The following is an 18,829-nucleotide window of genomic DNA, read 5'->3' on the forward strand; positions in this document are numbered from 1 at the left end:
GTATGGAAATTGCAAGTAAGTACGACCCAAAAGAGGTCGAAGGAAAATGGTATCAGTATTGGCTTGATAACAAACTGTTCAGTTCTAAACCCGATGGCCGCGAACCCTATACAGTTGTTATCCCGCCCCCCAATGTGACGGGTGTGCTGCATATGGGCCACATGCTGAATAACACAATTCAGGATATCTTAGTTCGTCGTGCCCGTATGGAGGGCAAAAACGCTTGTTGGGTACCTGGTACCGACCACGCTTCTATTGCTACCGAGGCTAAGGTTGTGAAGAAGTTGGCTAGTCAGGGCATCAAGAAGCGCGACCTGACCCGTGAGCAGTTCTTGGAGCATGCATGGGACTGGACCAATGAACATGGAGGCATAATCCTGAAGCAGTTGCGTCGTCTGGGTGCCAGCTGCGACTGGGATCGCACCGCCTTCACTATGGACGAGAAGCGTAGTGAGAGTGTTATCAAGGTTTTCGTTGATCTTTACAATAAGGGTCTGATTTATCGTGGTCTGCGTATGGTCAACTGGGACCCCAAGGCACTGACAGCCCTGTCAACTGAGGAGGTTATCTATAAGGAAGAGCAGAGTCATCTGTTCCACCTGAAGTATTACGTTGACGGCTTGGCATCTCTTGACAACGAAGAGGCCTTGAAGGCTGAGGGCAATGTTATCCATAAGGACGCCAAGGGCTACTATGCCGTTGTTGCCACCACTCGTCCTGAGACTATCATGGGTGATACCGCTATGTGTATCAATCCCAAGGATCCCAAGAACCAGTGGCTGAAAGGCCGTAAGGTCATCGTGCCTTTGGTGAACCGTGTTATCCCTGTAATTGAGGACCGTTATGTGGACATCGAGTTTGGTACAGGTTGCTTGAAGGTGACACCTGCCCACGATACAAACGACTATATGCTGGGTAAAACTCACAACCTCGAGACCATCGATATCTTCAATGCAGACGGAACAATCTCTGAGCAAAGCACTCTCTATGTAGGCATGGATCGTTTTGACTGTCGTAAGCAGATTGCCAAGGACCTGCAGGAAGCTGGCCTGATGGAGAAGATTGAGGATTATGTTAATAAGGTGGGCTATTCTGAGCGTAACCCCGATACAGCTATCGAACCCCGTCTCTCACTGCAGTGGTTCCTGAAGATGCAGCATTTTGCTGACATCGCTCTGCCTCCTGTGATGAACGATGAGTTGAAATTCTATCCCGCTAAGTATAAGAATACCTATAAGAACTGGCTGGAGAATATTCAGGACTGGTGTATCTCTCGTCAGTTGTGGTGGGGACATCGTATTCCTGCTTACTACTACAACGATAACGACGACTATGTAGTAGCTGAGACTCGTGAAGAGGCTCTTAAACTGGCTCAGCAGAAGGATGCCAGCGTGACTGATGCAGATCTGCGCCAGGACGAGGATGCCCTCGATACATGGTTCTCTTCATGGCTGTGGCCTATCTCTTTGTTCGATGGTATCAACAATCCCGGCAACGAGGAGATAAAGTACTATTATCCCACAAGCGACTTGGTGACAGGTCCAGATATCATTTTCTTCTGGGTGGCTCGTATGATTATGGCCGGCGAGGAGTATATGGGTACTTTCCCCTTCAAGAACGTATACTTTACTGGTATTGTTCGCGACAAGCTGGGACGTAAGATGTCTAAGTCACTGGGTAACTCACCTGACCCCATTGATCTCATCGAAAAGTTCGGTGCCGATGGTGTGCGTATGGGTATGATGCTCTCTGCGCCTGCAGGTAATGATATCCTCTTCGACGAGGCACTATGCGAGCAGGGACGTAACTTTAATAATAAGATTTGGAATGCCTTCCGTCTGGTTAAGGGTTGGCAGGTAGCCGATGGTGCAGTCTCTGCAACAAACAAAACAGCTGTAGCCTGGATGGAAGCACGTATCAAGCAGGCCAACGAAGAACTGAAGGACCACTTCTCCAAGTATCGTATCAACGATGCTCTGATGACGGTCTATAAACTCTTCTGGGACGAGTTCTCACAGTGGTATCTTGAGATGGTGAAGCCCGCCTATAAGGATGGCGTGCAGCAGCCTATCGATCGTGAGACCTATGATGCTACTCTGCGTTTCTTTGAGCTCCTGCTCAAGATGCTGCATCCTTTCATGCCTTTCATTACAGAGGAACTTTGGCAGGCTCTCTACGAGCGTAAAGAGGGTGAGAGCATCATGCGCGACAGTCTCGTGCTCGAAGCTCCTACAGCTGAAGAACTGAAGCTCATTGCGAATATCGAACAGGTGAAGCTGGTCGTTTCTGGCGTACGCACCGTTCGCAGTCAGAAGAATATTGCTCCAAAGGAGCAGCTTACACTCCAGACCGTTGGTCAGAACCAGTTCGAGGCCTATAACGACGTCATCAAGAAGATGGGTAACCTCTCTTCTATTGACGTGGTAGAGGCAAAAGACCCCTCTGCTTCTGCTTTCATGGTAGGTACTGACGAGTTTGCTGTACCTCTGGGTGACCTCATCGACGTGGCTGCCGAGATTCAGAAGATGGAAGCACAGCTCAAACACCTTGAGGGATTCAAGGCTGGCGTTGAGAAGAAACTCTCTAACGAGCGCTTCGTTCAGAATGCGCCTGAGGCCGTGGTGGCTCTGGAGCGCAAGAAGTTGGCAGACTCAGAAGAGAAGATTGCCGCTCTGAAGGAATCAATTAATGCACTTAAGAAATAATATTTATCAGGATAATTTATGGAATGGTTTGTTAATCTATTTGCTAATACAAATTCGGTGGCGCACATCGCGTTGATATACGCCATCGTGATTGCCGTGGGCGTGTACCTCGGTAAAATAAAACTTTTTGGAATCTCATTGGGTGTCACCTTTGTGCTCTTCGCGGGTATCGTGGTGGGTCACATCTACAAGATCTACTGTCCGGAGTCAGAATTTGCTGCTCCGGGCGACACGCTGACCTTCATTCAGGACTTCGGATTGATTCTCTTCGTCTTTATGATTGGTCTGCAGGTGGGTCCTGGCTTCTTCGAGAGCTTTGGTAAGGCAGGTCTTAAACTCAACGCACTGGCTGCTTCGGCTATCGTGCTCAACATCGTAGTGATGTTTGCCTGCTACTTTATCTTCTTCTACCAGAAGCATGATGTCAACGACCTGCCTATGATGGTTGGTACCCTTTATGGTGCTGTGACTAACACCCCTGGTCTTGGTGCTGCCAACGAGGCCCTGAACTCAGTGTTTGGACAGTTGAACCTGCCCGTACCTCAGATTGCATCGGCCTATGCTTGTGCCTATCCTTTGGGTGTGCTTGGTATCATTGGTGCCACTATCCTGGTGCGTTATCTCTGTCGTGTGAAGCTCGAACAAGAAGAGGCTGTCCTTGAGGAGCAGGCTGGTGCCAATGCTAATCAGAAGCCTCACCACATGCACCTTGAGGTGTCTAACAAGTATCTTGAGGGCAAGACAGTGCTTCAGGTGCACAACTTCCTGAACCGTGATTTTGTGGTATCCCGTATCCTGCACGATGGTCATGTGTCTATCCCTAATCGTGATACCGTGTTCCATGTGGGCGACCAGATGTATATCGTTTGTGCCGAGGCCGATTACGAGGCTATCGTTGCTTTCATCGGACCTGTTATCGAGGTTGACTGGGAACAGCAGGATCAGCCCCTGGTTTCTAAGCGTGTACTGGTGACCAACCCCAAGATTAACGGAAAATCATTCGGTCAGATGCACTTCTCAAGTGTATATGGTGTCAATGTGACTCGTGTGACCCGTCACGGCATGGATATCTTCGCATCACCCAACCTTCCCTTGCAGGTAGGTGACCGTATTATGGTGGTAGGTCCTCAGGATGATGTTGACCGTGTGGCTAATATGATGGGCAACAGTATCAAGCGTCTGGATGCACCTAATATCGCTACTATTTTCGTAGGTATCATCATTGGTATCATCTTCGGCTCACTGCCCTTCATCCCTGGCATGCCTCTGATGAAGCTGGGTATCGCTGGTGGTCCGCTGATTATCGCCATCCTGATAGGTCGTTATGGCTATAAGATGAAGCTGGTGACCTATACCACCACTTCTGCTAATATGATGTTGCGCGAGATAGGACTGGTGCTCTTCCTTGCCTCTGTGGGTATTAAGGCAGGTGCCAACTTCTTTGATACGGTGATGACAGGCGATGGTGTGCTCTATGTGCTTACCGGTTTCCTTATCACTATTATACCTATATTAATAGTAGGTCCTATTGCCCGTCGTATGAAGTTCAACTACTTCACCATCGCAGGTATGCTGGCCGGTACCTATACTGATCCCCCCGCATTGGCTTATGCCAACAGCATCTGCTCTAAGGAGGCACCCGCAGTAGGCTATTCTACGGTTTATCCGTTTGCCATGTTCCTGCGCATCCTGACGGCTCAGCTCATTGTGCTGTTCTGCTGTGGGCAACTCTTTTAATGCTACGACCTATATAATAATACACGTTTAACAATTACCAATATGACAAGCTTAAGACTTATGCTAAGTTCGCTGACATTGCTTGGCTCGGTGGCGATGTTTGGACAAGGTGCCCGCAACATCGTCATCAGCGAGGTGATGACCAGCAACACGCAGAGCATTGAGGATGAGTTTGGTCATCGTGAGGCTTGGGTTGAGTTGGCCAATACATCTTACTCCACCTACAATGTGCGAGGTATGTATCTGACCACCAATCCCAAGGTCCTCGATGAATCGCTCTCTGCCCCTCAGCGCATCTCAATGATGAGTGTCATTCCTAATGGCGACGATCGCACCAATCTGGCTGCCCGTCATTATATGATGCTCTTCTGCAACTCTAACCCTGCACAGGGAAAACTTCACCTCTCTCTTCCTGTAGACAGTACAGGTCCCGTATTCCTTGCTCTTTACAATGCCAATGGCGTAGAGCTCATTGACTCTGTCACTATTCCCGTATTGGGAGCCGACGAGAGTTATGCACGCATTGACGGCCATTGGACGGTATGTGGAGTAGGGGATGCCACTCCTGGTCACGACAACAAAGTTCAGGCTAATGCTGCCAAGGGAAAGATTGAGGAGTTCAAGGATAAGGATCCCCACGGCTTCGCTATGGCAATCATGGCTATGGGTATTGTGTTTCTCTGTCTGTCGCTCTTGTGGATTTTCTTCACCGTCTTCGGCATGATTATGCGTCATATGGACACAGCTAAGAAGGTGGTTAACCAGCAGCCTATCAAACCTATCACCAAGACTGTTGCGAAGACGGCCGAGATTGGTCATAAGACCAGCAATCTTCTTCAGGAAGGTTTCGACAAGAAAGGCATCGATATGGAAGTCTATATGGCTGTTATCGGTATGGCACTCCGCCAATATGAGGATGATGTTCACGACGTGGAGAGTGGCATTATCACCATTAAGCCTAAGGACACCGGTTGGGATGATGAGTACACACAGATGACTCAGTTGCACGACCCGTTCCTCCCTTCCACCCCCAAAGCTCCAATTATTCCTACAACCCCAGAATTACACTAAACCCATGAACAAGTATCAGTATAAAGTAAAAGGCGTGGACTACGAAGTAGAAATCGCCGAAGTAGAAGGCAATATCGCCAAGGTTAACGTCAATGGTATCCCCTTCGAGGTGGAACTGCAGAAGCCTATCAATGCTGCTAAGCATCCCACGATGGGGGCTCCCAAGGTTCAGGCTCCTCAGTCTGCTGCTCCTGCTGCCAAACCCGCAGTTGCCCAGCCAGCCGTGGCTCCAGCAGCTCCTGCTGCAGCACCTGCCGCTGGCACTTCTGTCAAGGCACCCCTGCCTGGTACTATCACCGAAATCCGTGTGCAGGTGGGTCAGCAGGTCAATGCCGGTGATATTGTCCTGGTGTTGGAGGCCATGAAGATGCAGAATAATATCGAGGCCGAGACTACTGGTAAGGTAACCTCTATTCAGGTGAAACAAGGCGACAGTGTGATGGAAGGCTCTGTGCTGCTGACCATTGGTTAATTGATAATTGTGAATTGATAATTGATAATTTTTGAATTATGTTCCAGTTTATCATTGACAATTTCAACGAGTTCCTCACCTATACCGGCTTTGCCAATGCCTCGGTGGGCAACTTGCTTATGATCATAGTAGGTGCCGTCTTTATCTATCTGGCTATCAAAAAGGATTTCGAGCCCCTGCTGCTGGTGCCTATTGGCTTAGGTATCATCTTGGGTAATATCCCTTTCCGTGCCGATGCCGGTCTGGAGATTGGCCTCTATGAGGATAACTCCGTACTGAACATCTTCTATCAAGGCGTGCGTCAGGGTTGGTATCCGCCTCTTATCTTCCTGGGTATAGGTGCTATGACCGACTTCTCGGCTCTGCTGGCCAACCCTAAGCTGATGCTGATCGGTGCTGCTGCGCAGTTTGGTATCTTTGGTGCTTATATGCTGGCTTTGGCGTTGGGCTTCGAACCTAACCAAGCTGCAGGTATCGCTATCATCGGTGGTGCCGATGGTCCTACCGCCATCTTCCTCTCTTCAAAGCTGTCGCCCAACCTGATGGGAGCCATTGCCGTGTGTGCCTATAGCTATATGGCGTTGGTGCCACTGATTCAGCCCCCATTGATGCGACTGCTCACCACCAAGAATGAACGCGTTATCAAGATGAAACCCTCGCGTCAGGTCAGTCAGACCGAGCGCATCCTGTTCCCCATTATCGGACTCCTTATCACCACCTTCATCGTGCCTTCAGCCTTACCCCTGTTGGGTATGCTGTTCTTTGGCAATCTGCTGAAGGAAAGTGGTAAGACCACCCGTTTGGCTAAGACGGCAGGCAATGCCTTGAATGATATCGTGGTGGTACTGCTGGGTCTCACCGTAGGTTGCTCTACGCAGGCCAGCGAGTTCCTTACACTCAACACCGTGTTTATTTTCGCCATCGGTGCCTTCGCCTTTGCTATTGCCACCGCCAGCGGCGTGTGCTTCGTGAAGTTCATGAATCTCTTCCTGCCCAAGGATAAGAAGTTGAACCCCCTGATTGGTAATGCTGGTGTCAGTGCCGTTCCTATGGCAGCTCGTATCAGTAATAATATGGGTTTGGAGTACGACCGTCACAATTTCCTCCTGATGCATGCTATGGGTCCCAATGTGGCTGGTGTCATCGGTTCCGCCGTTGCTGCCGGTGCTCTTCTGGGTTTCCTGTCGTAATGAAGTCAGGTACATAAAATATCATGAGCCGCAATCTCGGATTATCAGGGATTGCGGCTCATCGTTTGTATGCTAATAGGGGGCTATTTTTTGAACACAAAAAAAAGAGGATATATCAGAAGATATATCCTCACGTTTCCTTTAGTTCGCTAAATTACTCAGCAACAACAGCTGTATCAACGGCAGCGCTGTCAACAACAGTAGTGTCAACAACAGTAGTGTCAACCTCAGCGATTGAATCTGTAGCAACCTCCTCAGCGGGTTTGTTACCATTACCACCACAAGCTACGAACATAGCTGCAACTGCGAACATAAATGCAATCTTTTTCATTTCTTTTTTGCTTTTTAAATCTGTAAAACAATCATTTGTTTATTAAAACGATGCAAAGGTAGGTATTTTTTTGATACGATGATACATTTTTTTCAATTTTTTTTTGATGATTTTTGTAACTTTTTTGTAAATGCCTGTAAATCAGTTGGATATGAAATGTTAAAAATAGTATACAAACGACACTTAAATGAAATTAAGACAAAAAAGCGTGTTTTTCGCCAATTAATGTGTACCTTTGCAAAACAGAAGATAAATGATATGATAGATACATCTGCCTTTCAAGGCAAAACAGCAGTATATTATACCTTAGGGTGTAAGTTGAACTTTTCTGAGACATCAACTTTCGGTAGGATGCTTCAGGAGATGGGCGTCCGCACAGCCCATAAGGGCGAGCCAGCCGACATCTGTCTGATAAATACCTGTTCGGTGACCGATGTGGCCGATCATAAATGTCGTCAGGCTATTCATAGAATGGTACGCGAGAATCCTGGCGCTTTTGTAGTAGTGACAGGTTGCTATGCCCAGTTGGAAGCCGAGACTGTGAGTAAGATAGAGGGCGTGAGCCTGGTGTTGGGATCTAATGAGAAGGCTAATCTCGTGCAGTTCCTGTCAGAAGCTTTTGTTAACCGTAATAATATCGCGACTTACAAGACTGAGAAGACCAAAGATATCAAGACCTTTGCGCCATCGTGTTCAAGGGGAAATCGTACCAGGTATTTTCTGAAGGTGCAGGATGGCTGCGACTATTTCTGTACCTATTGTACTATACCGTACGCGCGAGGGTTCAGTCGTAACCCAACGATAGCTTCATTGGTAGCACAAGCAGAACAGGCAGCAGCAGAGGGAGGAAAGGAAATCGTGCTCACGGGTGTGAATATTGGCGACTTCGGTAAGACCACGGGTGAGAAATTCATCGACCTGGTGAAAGCCCTTGACCGTGTAGAGGGCATCAGTCGTTATCGAATCAGCAGTCTGGAGCCCGACCTGCTCAGCGACGAACTCATTGACTACTGTGCCAGGGAGAGTCGTGCCTTTATGCCCCATTTCCATATTCCCCTACAGAGTGGCAGTGATGAAGTGTTGCGCCTGATGCATCGTCATTACGACCGACAGCTCTTTGCTGATAAGATCATGCGTATCAAGGAACAGATGCCCGATGCTTTTATCGGCGTGGATGTGATGGTGGGATGCAGAGGTGAGACACCCGAGTGCTTCGAGGATGCCTATGAGTTTGTCAAGTCCCTGCCCGTCACCCAACTGCATGTGTTCCCATACTCAGAGCGTCCAGGCACATCAGCTCTGAAGATCAACTATGTGGTGCCTGAGAAGGAGAAAAAACTGCGTAGCAAGCGATTGCTGGAACTGTCTGACGAGAAGACCATCAGTTTCTATGAACAGTATATTGGCCAGGAAGCTGAGGTACTCTTTGAGAAGGCTACGCGCGGACGTGCCATGCATGGGTTTACCAAGAATTATATTCGTGTAGAACTGTCGCCTGCAGACGCAAAACCAGAATTTGACAATGAACTGATTCGGGTGCGCATGGGTGATTTCAACCACGATAAGACCGCCTTAAAAGCCACGATTATCAATGGATAAGTTAGCTATCGTCATATTAAACTGGAATGGCGCAAAGATGCTTCGCCAGTATCTGCCCAGCGTATTGGAATATTCAAGGGACGAGGCCGTGGTCTATGTAGCTGATAACGCCTCTACAGATGAGAGTATCACCTTGTTGAAGGAACTGTTCCCTGAAGTGAAGTTGATCCTGCTGGAAAAGAACTGGGGCTTTGCTGAGGGCTATAACAAAGCCCTGGAACAGGTTGATGCCGAGTATTATCTGCTGCTGAATAGCGATATAGAGGTAACCAAAGGATGGCTGACGCCCCTGCTTGCATTTATGGACGCACATGCTGAGGTTGCAGCTTGTCAACCCAAACTATTGAGCATTTATCAGCGCGACAGTTTTGAGTATGCAGGTGCATGCGGTGGCTATCTGGACCGTTATGGATATCCGTTCTGCCGCGGAAGAGTCTTTGATGTCGTCGAGAAAGACCAAGGACAATATGATGAGCCTGCAAAGATACATTGGGCTACAGGTGCAGCTCTCCTCGTGCGTGCGCGTATATATAAAGAGGTGGGCGGACTGGATGGCCGCTTCTTTGCCCATCAGGAAGAGATTGAGATGTGCTGGCGTATGCGTATCCGCGGTTACCAGCTCTACTGCCTGCCTGAGAGTAAAGTCTATCATGTAGGAGGTGGTACGCTGCCAAAGTCGAACCCCATGAAGACCTACCTGAATTTCCGCAATAACCTGACGATGCTGTACAAGTGCCTGCCAGAGAAAGACCTGAAGCCCGTGATGCGCTCGCGTTGGTTCCTGGATTACCTGGCTGCTTTCCAGACGCTGTTGCTGAAGCGTAACGTGGGCGACTTCAAAGCCATTTTCCGAGCCCGTCGCGACTTTAAGCGCTGGCGCAGGGATTTTAAAAACGACCGTCAGCAGATTCAGCAAAGTAGGGTAGCTGCCCATGATGCAGAGTTCGCGCCATTCCTGTTGCTTTGGCGATACTATGCAAAAGGCTGTAGGACGTTCAGTCAGTTAGGACAATAAAAACAAACGGCACTCATTTTCCAATGGGTGCCGCTTTTGTTGTATTGCCTTTCCTTTATTTCAAAGGCTTGATGGCAAATGTGAAGTCATACTCCTTGAAAGGAACGCGATACTCGTTGCGAGGCCATGCACCCCATGAGTTCACGCAACCCAGGCCCAACTGACGCTGCTGGATATGAACGCTGGTGTAACCTGACGGAACCAGGTCGCCACTATGACGTCCCCAAGCCTTGTCCTTATGAGGACCGTCGTCAAGCTGGCCAGTGGTGTAGGGCAGGGCAGAAGCCTCCATCGGTGCGTTGGAATAGAACTGCAGCCCCTTTCCGCTTTGGTTGATGACTGAGAACCAGCGTACGTCAACGTGGTTACCACTCTCCTGTGGACGGATATACTCAAAATACTCATCCTTCACGGCATTCCTATACACGCCCAGGAACTCAGAATCCTTACGGTCGCTGTAGGTCTCGACAGGACCACGTCCGTAATACTCCACCTGGTCGTACTGCTTAGGCATCTGGATACCCATGCCAAAGCGGAACATCTCGCTCATCTTGGCTTCACCCTCAGGCTTCAGCTGCTCACGTACAATCACTTCACCATCAGCAGTGAGGGTGTAGGTCATTGTGAGGATGGCAAAAGCCGGACGACGCTCATCGCGGTTTCTTGGACCTGCCGTGCGAGTGGCGGGTTCGCGCAGCTCTATGGTGACGGTAACGGAATTGTCGCCTGTCTTGAAATCTTTCACCCTTGTCTCAGGACTCTTCCAGGCAGAGAAGCGATTCTGCAGCTGAGCACCATAGTCATTATCCGTTGGAGCACGCCAGAACTCAGGCACGATGCTCTCACGGAACTGCAGCATATCCTGACCATCCACAGTCAGATAGTCTATCCATCCGTTCCAACGACCGATATAGAGATCGGTGCCTGCAGCAGAGAGTTTCACGTAAGTGTTGGTCTCTTCCTTCAGAACCTCAGCTGTCTCCTGTTTCAGTTCAGGATACTTGTACTCGTTGATGCAGAACTGCTGCTTTGCCAGTACCTGACCTTTCTCTATGAGAGGTGCGCCGTTCTTTGACTTGAAGTAGAACGAAACGAAAATCTCGTTGTCACCATGATGACCCAATACGCGCTCAATGACCTTCTGCATCTCTTCAGAGGTGATCACCTTGCGCTGCTGTGGCTGGATGCCACTGATATCGATAGTGCCTCCGTGGCCAAAGGTCATGCCGCTGGGACGATTAGCACTCTCATGGTGATGACTGCCTGCGCCACCTACAAACCATTCCAGTTGCAGGTCGTCGAGCGTCTTGAAGAAATTCTCGTTGTAGATCTCAAACTTACCAGCTTTCAGGTCCACATCCTTCACCCATACGCTCTGATAGTAGTAGCCTACCTCGTAGGCATGAGGGTTCAGGCGACGGTCTGGTGCGATGATACCATTACAGTTGAAGTTATAGTCGGAAGCAGGATACTTACCGTAGTCGCCACCATAGGTAAAGATGGTGCGTCCTGTTACAGGACTCTTGTCGCGCATACCCTGATCCACGAAGTCCCAGATATAGCCACCCTGATATTTCGGATACTTACGTACCAGGTCCCAGTATTCCTTGAAACCACCCATGGAGTTACCCATGGCGTGGGCATATTCACACTGGATGAGTGGACGGGGATTGCTGCCCTTCGAGTAAGCCTCACAACCCTCGTAGCCATAGTACATCGGACAGAAAATGTCTGTCTTGCCGTTCTGGCCAGCCTGCTCATATTGTACAGGACGAGTCTTGTCGGTAGCCTTTATCCAGTCGTAAGCCTTCTCGAAGTTAGGACCATAGCCCGCCTCGTTGCCCAGGCTCCATACGATGACAGATGGATGGTTCTTGAACGACATGACATTACCCTGGTTGCGCTCCAGGTGCATCTTCTCAAAATCCGCGCGCTTAGCCAGTGTGCGCTCTCCGTAGCCCATGCCGTGACTCTCCAGGTTGGCCTCGGCTGTCAGATAGATACCATACTCGTCGCAGAGGTCGTACCAACGGGGATCGTCAGGGTAGTGGCAGGTGCGCACGGCATTGATGTTCAACTGCTTCATAATCTTGATGTCCTGGATCATGCGCTCTATAGAGACGATATAACCGCCATCAGGGTCCAACTCATGACGGTCGGCACCTTTTATTAATATAGGCTGACCGTTCAGCAACAGTTGACCGCCCTTGATCTCAATATGACGGAAACCTACGCGCTGACGGATGACCTCAAGCACCTTGTCGCCCTTCTTCAATGTGATAATCACGTTGTAGAGGTTGGGCACCTCGGCCGACCAGGGCTTTACGTTCTCAAGACTTACCTCATTGCCGTTCTTGTCTTCCAGACGCTGCTCGATGGTCGTTCCCTTCGGCGCTTTTGCGTCAATCTTCAGTACACCTTTGCCAGCAACAAAGTCCTGGCTGACTGTCAAATCCTCGATATGCATCTTCGGACGGGCATACAGATATACCTCGCGAGCAATACCTGTGAAGCGCCAGAAATCCTGGTCCTCCAGGTAAGAGCCGTCGCACCAGCGCATCACCTGCATGGCAATCAGGTTCTTGCCTTTCTTCAGGTACTTGGTAATGTTGAACTCGGCAGCTACCTTTGAATCCTCTGAGTAGCCTACGAACTTACCGTTGACCCATACCTTCAGGTTGCTTGTTGCCGACCCCACATGGAAATAAACCTCCTGTCCGTTCCAGTCGCTGGGCAGGTTGAACTCACGTCGGTAAGAACCCGTGTAGTTGTTGGTCTCACCGATAAAGGGAGGATTACTGTTGAATGTGGTACCCCATGAATAACCCACGTTCTTGTAGGTCTTGTCACCGTAGCCCTCAATCTCAAAGAGACCAGGTACGGGGAAGTCCACCCATTTCGAATCGTCAAACTTCAACGAGAAGAAATTGGCAGGTGCCAGGTTGTGGTCCTTCACGAAGTTAAAACGCCATTTGCCTTCCATCGACAAGTATCGACCCGACTTCGTCTTGTCGTTTGTCTTAGCCAGTCCGGCATTCTCGAAAGCAAAGAAATCTGCACGACGCGCCTCACGGTTAATCTGGTTGACTGCCGGATTCTTCCATTCCGGTTCCGCGGCAGCAAATCCTTGTGCCGTAGTCATTAGCGCTAATGCTAAAAAGAAATGTTTGAGCATAAATAATTAATGTAGTTATTGATAGTTTACTATTTCGTGCAAAGTTACGAAATTATTTCCGATTCTGATTCAATTTGTAGAATAATTTTTATACCTTTGCACGCACAATAACGAAAAATCGCATGAAACATAAACTTAACATCATTCCTTTGCTCCTTGTAACGGTAGCTTTCGGCCTGATAGCGTGGGCTCTGGTGCACTATGAGGAGAACTATCTCTGGAAGGTCCAGGAGTTGAACCTGTTCCTTGATACAGCATTGTTTTTTAAGCAGCAGATGGTCGTTTCGGGTGGCATCCTGACGTATCTGGGTACCTTCTTCACCGACTTCTTCTATCACTCGTGGCTTGGCGTGCTCATCCTGTGTGCCTGGTGGGCTGTGCTGCTGGCTCTCTCGGCCCTTACCTTTAAGGTGCCGTTGAAGTGGCTCACGGTTTTGCTCGTTCCTGTGGCATTGTTGCTGCTGAGCAATGTGGAACTGGGCTATTGGATTTATTACCTGAAACTGCGAGGCTATTTCTTTGTGGCCACCATCGGTCTTACTGCCGGCATCGCCAGCGTGTGGGGCTTCAGGTGCCTGCCTAAGATGGTCCGTCCTGCGTATATCGTTGCCGGTTCGGCCGTGCTTTACCCGCTGCTGGGCTTTTATGGCTTGCTGGCAGTGGCACTCATGGGTCTGCTTTCCTGGCGCCTGAAGGACATGTCCCTGAAACTGCGACTCCTGAATACCTTCCTGGCGTTGGCCGCAATCATCGTTGTGCCGATGATCTATTATCAGCAATGCTATTATCAGACCAATTCCGAGGATATCTATTTCACGGCTCTTCCACTCTTTGAGATGGACGATTTCTTCGCCAGCTATTACATCCCCTTCATCCTGCTCACCGTCTTCTATGCCTTGATGGCGCTCAGCTATGGCCTATGGGGCAGCGGACAGGTTCGCAAGCCTGTCATCTGGGGCCTGGTTCAATGTGTGCTGATAGGCGGTCTTGTGTATGGCGTTCAGAAATACTGGTATAAGGACTATAATTTCCATAAGGAACTGGCCATGAACCGTGCTATGGAGGCTGGCGACTGGAATGGCGTGATCCGTGAGGCCGCCAACCTGCAGGATGAACCTACCCGCAGCATCGTGATGATGAAGAACCTGGCGCTCTTCCGCCTGGGACGCCTGGGTGATGAGGCCTACCATTATCGTCAGGGAGCCAAGGCCAGCAACACCCCGATAGACATCCGTATGACGCAGGTCGTTGGCCGTGATATCTATTTCTATTTTGGTCAGCTTAACTTCTGTCACCGCTGGTGTCTGGAGGATGGTGTGGAGTATGGCTGGCGTGCCGTCTATCTGAAGTACATGATTCGTTGCTCGTTGATGGACGAGGAATATGAGGTGGCTGCAAAATACATCAATATCCTGAAGCACACGCGCTATCATAAGGCGTGGGCCGAACAGCAGGAGCAGTACCTGCATCATCGTGAGAAGTTGAAGGCCAGCAAGGAATACGGCCCATTGTTCCATCTGCGTGATTTCAAGGATCAGCTGAGTAGTGACAACGGACTGGTTGAGTATTTCCTGATGCACCTTCTGGTCAATGTTGAGACGGATGATCCTGAGATGCAGGAACTGGTGCTCTTTGCTGCCCTTTGGACCAAGGATATTCCTACCTTCTGGCCCAGGTTCAATAAGTATGCCGTTCTGCATCAGGGTAAGCTGATGCCTCGTCACTATCAGGAGGCAGCCTATCTCTATGGCAATCTGGAGCATCAGGTTGATATCAGTCGCATGCCTTTCGATGCCCAGGTCAAGGAGGACTACGAGAATTTCATGAAGCTGGCCCAGAGTTGTGCCGGCATGACGGAGGCCCAGATGCGTCCCGTCTTCTATCCCCGTTTTGGTCATACGTTCTACTATGACTATTTCCTTATTAGAAATCAGAAGTTGTATTGATTATGAAATATATCCATTTATTGTGCCTTGGGGCACTCCTGGCGTTGGCCTCATGTGGAACGAAGGTTCCTGACAGTTTTATCGAAGACGAGCATTTGCCTAAGATATATCCCGACTATACGGATGTGACCATTCCTGTGAATATCGCTCCGCTCTCGTTCCAGTTGGAGCAGGAGGCCGACGAGGTGGTGACGCGTTTCTCCTATGGCGATATGGAACTGGTGTGTGGCGGTGTCAAGGCCCAGCCTTCTGTTGATGACTGGCATCAGTTGACAGCTGCTGCCCAGGGCCACGATATCACCGTTGAGGTCTTTGCCTGCAATGGCGGACAGTGGAAGCGCTTCAAGCCCTTTGCCTATCATGTGTCTGCCGACAGTATTGACGCTTATCTCTGCTATCGTCTTATCTCTCCTTCCTATGTCACCTACGAGGAACTGACGCTGAATCAGCGTTGCCTTGAGACGTACGACGAGAAGGTGATGGTCGACAATCTGCTGTGCAGCACCGAACAGGATGGCCAATGTGTCAACTGCCACAATTTCCAGCAATATAATCCTGAGCGCATGCTCTTCCATGCCCGTCAGAATCATGGTGGCACCATCATGGTCTATGATGGCAAGGTCAGCAAGGTCAATATGCGCAACGACTCCCTGCTCTCTGCAGGTGTCTATCCCACCTGGCATCCCACATTGCCCTTGGTGGTGTTCTCTACCAACAAGACGGGACAATCGTTCCATACGCGCCATAAGAATAAGATTGAGGTGTTCGATTCCGCCAGCGATATCATAGCCTATGATGTCAGGAACAACGAGGTGACGAATATCGAGAACGACTCTACTGAGTTTGAGGTGTTCCCCTTCTGGGCACCCGATGGCAAGAGCCTCTATTATTGCAGCGCACATTTTGAGTTCCGTGATACGGTGTCCAAGGATGTAGAGGTTATCCGCCGCTATAGCGAACTGCATTATAATATCTATCGCAAGTCGTTTGATGCCGAGACGATGACCTTTGGTCCGCGCCAGCTGGTCTTCGATGCCGATACCCTTGGCAAGAGTGCCACGCTGCCTCGCATCTCGCCCGATGGACGCTTCCTGGTCTTCACCCTGGGTAACTATGGCTGCTTCCATATCTGGCACCACGAGGCTGATCTCTGGATGCTCAATCTTGCCACGGGTGAGTGCAAGCCTATGGAGGGTATCAACTCCGACGATACTGAGAGCTATCACTCTTGGTCCAGCAATGGACGCTGGCTCGTAGTCAGCACCCGACGCGAGGATGGTAATTTCACCCGTCCCTTCTTTGCGCATGTTGACCAGCAGGGTAGGGCATCCAAACCCTTTGCGCTGCCTCAGGCTGATCCCGACTATCATCGTCAGTTCATGAAGAGCTATAATATCCCTGAATTCGTATCCGGACCCGTGGAAATAACACCCCAGCGTTTTGCAGATGTGCTGAAGAATGACGAGGGTGAACCAGTAAAATACGTCCGAAAATTGAAAAATATTCACTAATAATTCAGAAAATCCAAAAAAATACACCTATTTTGAAAAAAATACCTCAAAAAAATTGGTGAATATAAAAAAAGTGCGTACCTTTGCACCCGCAAACAAGGAACGAGGTTCCGTAGCTCAACTGAATAGAGCATCTGACTACGGATCAGAAGGTTGTGGGTTTGAATCCCGCCGGAATCACATTCAAAGGTTTGCGACAAAGGAACGGAGGTTCCGTAGCTCAACTGAATAGAGCATCTGACTACGGATCAGAAGGTTGTGGGTTTGAATCCCGCCGGAATCACAAAGAGAGGTATTTGAGACCTCTCTTTATTTTTTTATTTATTAACAACCATAGACGCGATATTTTTACCAAGTTGAGCGTATATATAAATAGTACTTTAACTTAAAAGTCAATATGAACAAGAAGAGTATTCTTTCTGCATTGCTCGGCCTCGCCGCTATGACGGGACAGGCACAAAACACTTATACAGTGAGTTGCGACGTTAGTCTGCTGAATGAAGAGTATGCTAAGGAAAACGTCAAGGTTGACAGCTTCTACCTGGCCGACTTCGTCAGTCAGGAGCCTATCACGGAGAAATGTGCCCTGCAAGGCAATAAGATTGCTATCAGCGGCAGGGTGGAAAAGCCCCAGATAGCAGCCCTGCTGCTGGAGTCACAGATCCAGAACGGTGTCCGTACTAATCGCTTCCCGCTTATCCTCGAAGCAGGTGATATCGTCATCACGCAGGACGACTGGATGTCGTGCCGTGTAGGAGGCACCCCGCTCAATGATGCCTTGTTTGATGCCACGCGCGAGATAGGCAAAGCCAGTGAGGCTGGCGATAAGGACAAAGCCGTTCAGCTCACCAAGGATTATATCCTTGCCCATCGCAACGACCTTACCGCGGCGCTGATGCTCACGGCATTGCCCCATTCTACGGTGCCCGAAGCCAGGAAGGTGCTGGCACTCATCAGCCAGTGTGGCGAGGTTGTACAGCAGCATCCTGTCACCGTTAAGTACGTGGAGAGGCTGAACACGCTGCTTACCCGTCCGCAGGAGGGCGAAAGGTTCCGTGACTTTGCCGTGGAGTACGACGGCAAGACCGCCCACCTGAGCGACTATGTGGGCCGCGGCAAGTATGTGCTCGTTGACTTCTGGGCCTCGTGGTGCGGTCCCTGTCGTGCAGGAATCCCCAAGGTCATTGCCTTGCACGAGAAGTATAAAGACCGCAATTTTACAGCCCTTGGCGTAGCCGTGAAAGATAAGCCCGAGGCCACGCTGCGTGCCATCAAGGACGATGCTATCCCTTACCCCCAGATCCTCAACTCGCAGGCCGTGGCATCCGAACTCTATGGCATCGACGCCATCCCTGAACTCATCCTCTTTGCTCCTGACGGCACCATCCTTGTTCGAGGCAACAACCGTATGGACGCTATTGAGCAAAAGTTGGCTGAAGTCTTCCCTGAATAACCATACTCGTCTGGGCATTGACGGATAGGATGCTGAATACCTACTTCTGATTAATCTGCTTTGGCAGTTCATGATAGGTGCGTAATACTTAAAACACTCGATTTTAGGTATTGCGCACCTTTTTTATTTGCCGTACCTTTGCACCGTGAAAACAACCATGGTGCAATTTTAATTAAGACAAGACATATGAAAATTGAAAAGATTCATGCAAGAGAGATCCTCGATTCAAGAGGTAATTACTGCCGTGGGCGACGAGGGTGGCTATGCACCTGATTTTGACGGCATTGAGGATGCACTCTCTCAGCCGACGAGCAGATTGCCTATCTGGAACAACTCATCACCAAGTATCCTATCGACTCTATCGAGGACGGACTCGACGAGAACGACTGGGACAACTGGGTAAAACTGACCGAGAAGATTGGCGACCGCATGGCCAAATACAATCAGCTCATCCGTATTGAGGAGGAACTGGGCGATACGGCTGTCTACGGCTACAAACGACTGAAATAACGTATTGTTAGCTTTTTTAGAATAAATCATTTGTGATAAATGGTTTAAAATTCGCTTAAATTGGTCGGAAATCTGATATTTAATAATTTTTGAACCACTTATAACAAATATTCA

12 protein-coding genes, 2 tRNA genes and 1 pseudogene are annotated in these 18,829 nt (G+C 49.4%); 13 read left to right on the forward strand and 2 right to left on the reverse strand.

Features of this window, described 5'->3' with window-relative positions; genetic code table 11:
- Positions 1-2: 2 nt before the first annotated feature.
- The 5 genes from L6468_RS05495 to L6468_RS05515 are packed head-to-tail and all read left to right on the forward strand — an operon-like array spanning position 3 to position 7,175.
- Complete coding sequence (locus L6468_RS05495; RefSeq protein ID WP_237796170.1) at positions 3-2,705, forward strand: valine--tRNA ligase; 2,703 nt, start codon at positions 3-5, stop codon at positions 2,703-2,705.
- Between the two features lie 18 nt (positions 2,706-2,723).
- Positions 2,724-4,442 (forward strand): putative transporter, encoded by a 1,719-nt coding sequence (locus L6468_RS05500; RefSeq protein WP_091815857.1) that lies wholly within the window; start codon positions 2,724-2,726, stop codon positions 4,440-4,442.
- Between the two features lie 42 nt (positions 4,443-4,484).
- Positions 4,485-5,513: an OadG family transporter subunit gene (locus L6468_RS05505; protein ID WP_237796177.1), complete on the forward strand. Its 1,029-nt coding sequence runs from the start codon at positions 4,485-4,487 to the stop codon at positions 5,511-5,513.
- A gap of 4 nt (positions 5,514-5,517) precedes the next feature.
- Positions 5,518-5,985, forward strand: a complete 468-nt coding sequence (locus tag L6468_RS05510) for an acyl-CoA carboxylase biotin carboxyl carrier protein subunit (protein WP_237796179.1) — start codon at positions 5,518-5,520, stop codon at positions 5,983-5,985.
- A gap of 38 nt (positions 5,986-6,023) precedes the next feature.
- The gene (locus tag L6468_RS05515) at positions 6,024-7,175 is read left to right on the forward strand and encodes a sodium ion-translocating decarboxylase subunit beta (protein WP_091815865.1); all 1,152 of its coding nucleotides are present in this window, start codon (positions 6,024-6,026) and stop codon (positions 7,173-7,175) included.
- Positions 7,176-7,329: 154 nt separating this feature from the next.
- Here the strand turns inward: L6468_RS05515 and L6468_RS05520 are convergent, their stop codons facing one another.
- Entirely contained in the window at positions 7,330-7,506 is a 177-nt protein-coding gene (locus tag L6468_RS05520) for a hypothetical protein (RefSeq protein ID WP_176757021.1), read from the reverse strand.
- Positions 7,507-7,764: 258 nt separating this feature from the next.
- On the opposite strand from L6468_RS05520, the gene mtaB reads away from it, so the two are divergent.
- Both mtaB and L6468_RS05530 read left to right on the forward strand, forming a co-directional pair.
- A complete protein-coding gene (mtaB, locus tag L6468_RS05525) occupies positions 7,765-9,105 on the forward strand; it encodes a tRNA (N(6)-L-threonylcarbamoyladenosine(37)-C(2))-methylthiotransferase MtaB (protein ID WP_237796187.1) in 1,341 nt (446 codons plus the stop codon).
- The gene (locus L6468_RS05530) at positions 9,098-10,120 is read left to right on the forward strand and encodes a glycosyltransferase family 2 protein (protein ID WP_237796189.1); all 1,023 of its coding nucleotides are present in this window, start codon (positions 9,098-9,100) and stop codon (positions 10,118-10,120) included. Before mtaB ends, L6468_RS05530 begins: the two co-directional genes overlap by 8 nt.
- 55 nt (positions 10,121-10,175) lie before the next feature.
- On the opposite strand, the gene L6468_RS05535 is transcribed toward L6468_RS05530, so the two are convergent.
- A complete protein-coding gene (locus L6468_RS05535) occupies positions 10,176-13,295 on the reverse strand; it encodes a glycoside hydrolase family 2 TIM barrel-domain containing protein (RefSeq protein WP_489146328.1) in 3,120 nt (1,039 codons plus the stop codon).
- 122 nt (positions 13,296-13,417) lie between these two features.
- Between L6468_RS05535 and L6468_RS05540 the strand changes: the two genes are divergently transcribed.
- The 6 genes and pseudogenes from L6468_RS05540 to L6468_RS05565 form a co-directional block, all read left to right on the forward strand.
- A complete protein-coding gene (locus L6468_RS05540) occupies positions 13,418-15,241 on the forward strand; it encodes a DUF6057 family protein (protein ID WP_237796192.1) in 1,824 nt (607 codons plus the stop codon).
- Between the two features lie 2 nt (positions 15,242-15,243).
- Positions 15,244-16,752 carry a TolB family protein gene (locus tag L6468_RS05545; protein WP_091815876.1) on the forward strand — a complete coding sequence of 503 codons (1,509 nt, stop codon included), beginning with the start codon at positions 15,244-15,246 and terminating at the stop codon, positions 16,750-16,752.
- A gap of 106 nt (positions 16,753-16,858) precedes the next feature.
- Positions 16,859-16,932: transfer RNA gene (locus tag L6468_RS05550), tRNA-Arg, on the forward strand.
- A 29-nt stretch (positions 16,933-16,961) separates the two neighbouring features.
- Positions 16,962-17,035: transfer RNA gene (locus L6468_RS05555), tRNA-Arg, on the forward strand.
- A 114-nt stretch (positions 17,036-17,149) separates the two neighbouring features.
- Positions 17,150-18,205, forward strand: a complete 1,056-nt coding sequence (locus L6468_RS05560; protein WP_237796194.1) for a TlpA disulfide reductase family protein — start codon at positions 17,150-17,152, stop codon at positions 18,203-18,205.
- A 193-nt stretch (positions 18,206-18,398) separates the two neighbouring features.
- A pseudogene (locus L6468_RS05565) lies at positions 18,399-18,715 on the forward strand (hypothetical protein); the annotation flags it as partial.
- Positions 18,716-18,829 lie beyond the last annotated feature (114 nt).

It is taken from the genome of Prevotella communis (assembly GCF_022024115.1).
GTDB lineage: Bacteria > Bacteroidota > Bacteroidia > Bacteroidales > Bacteroidaceae > Prevotella > Prevotella communis.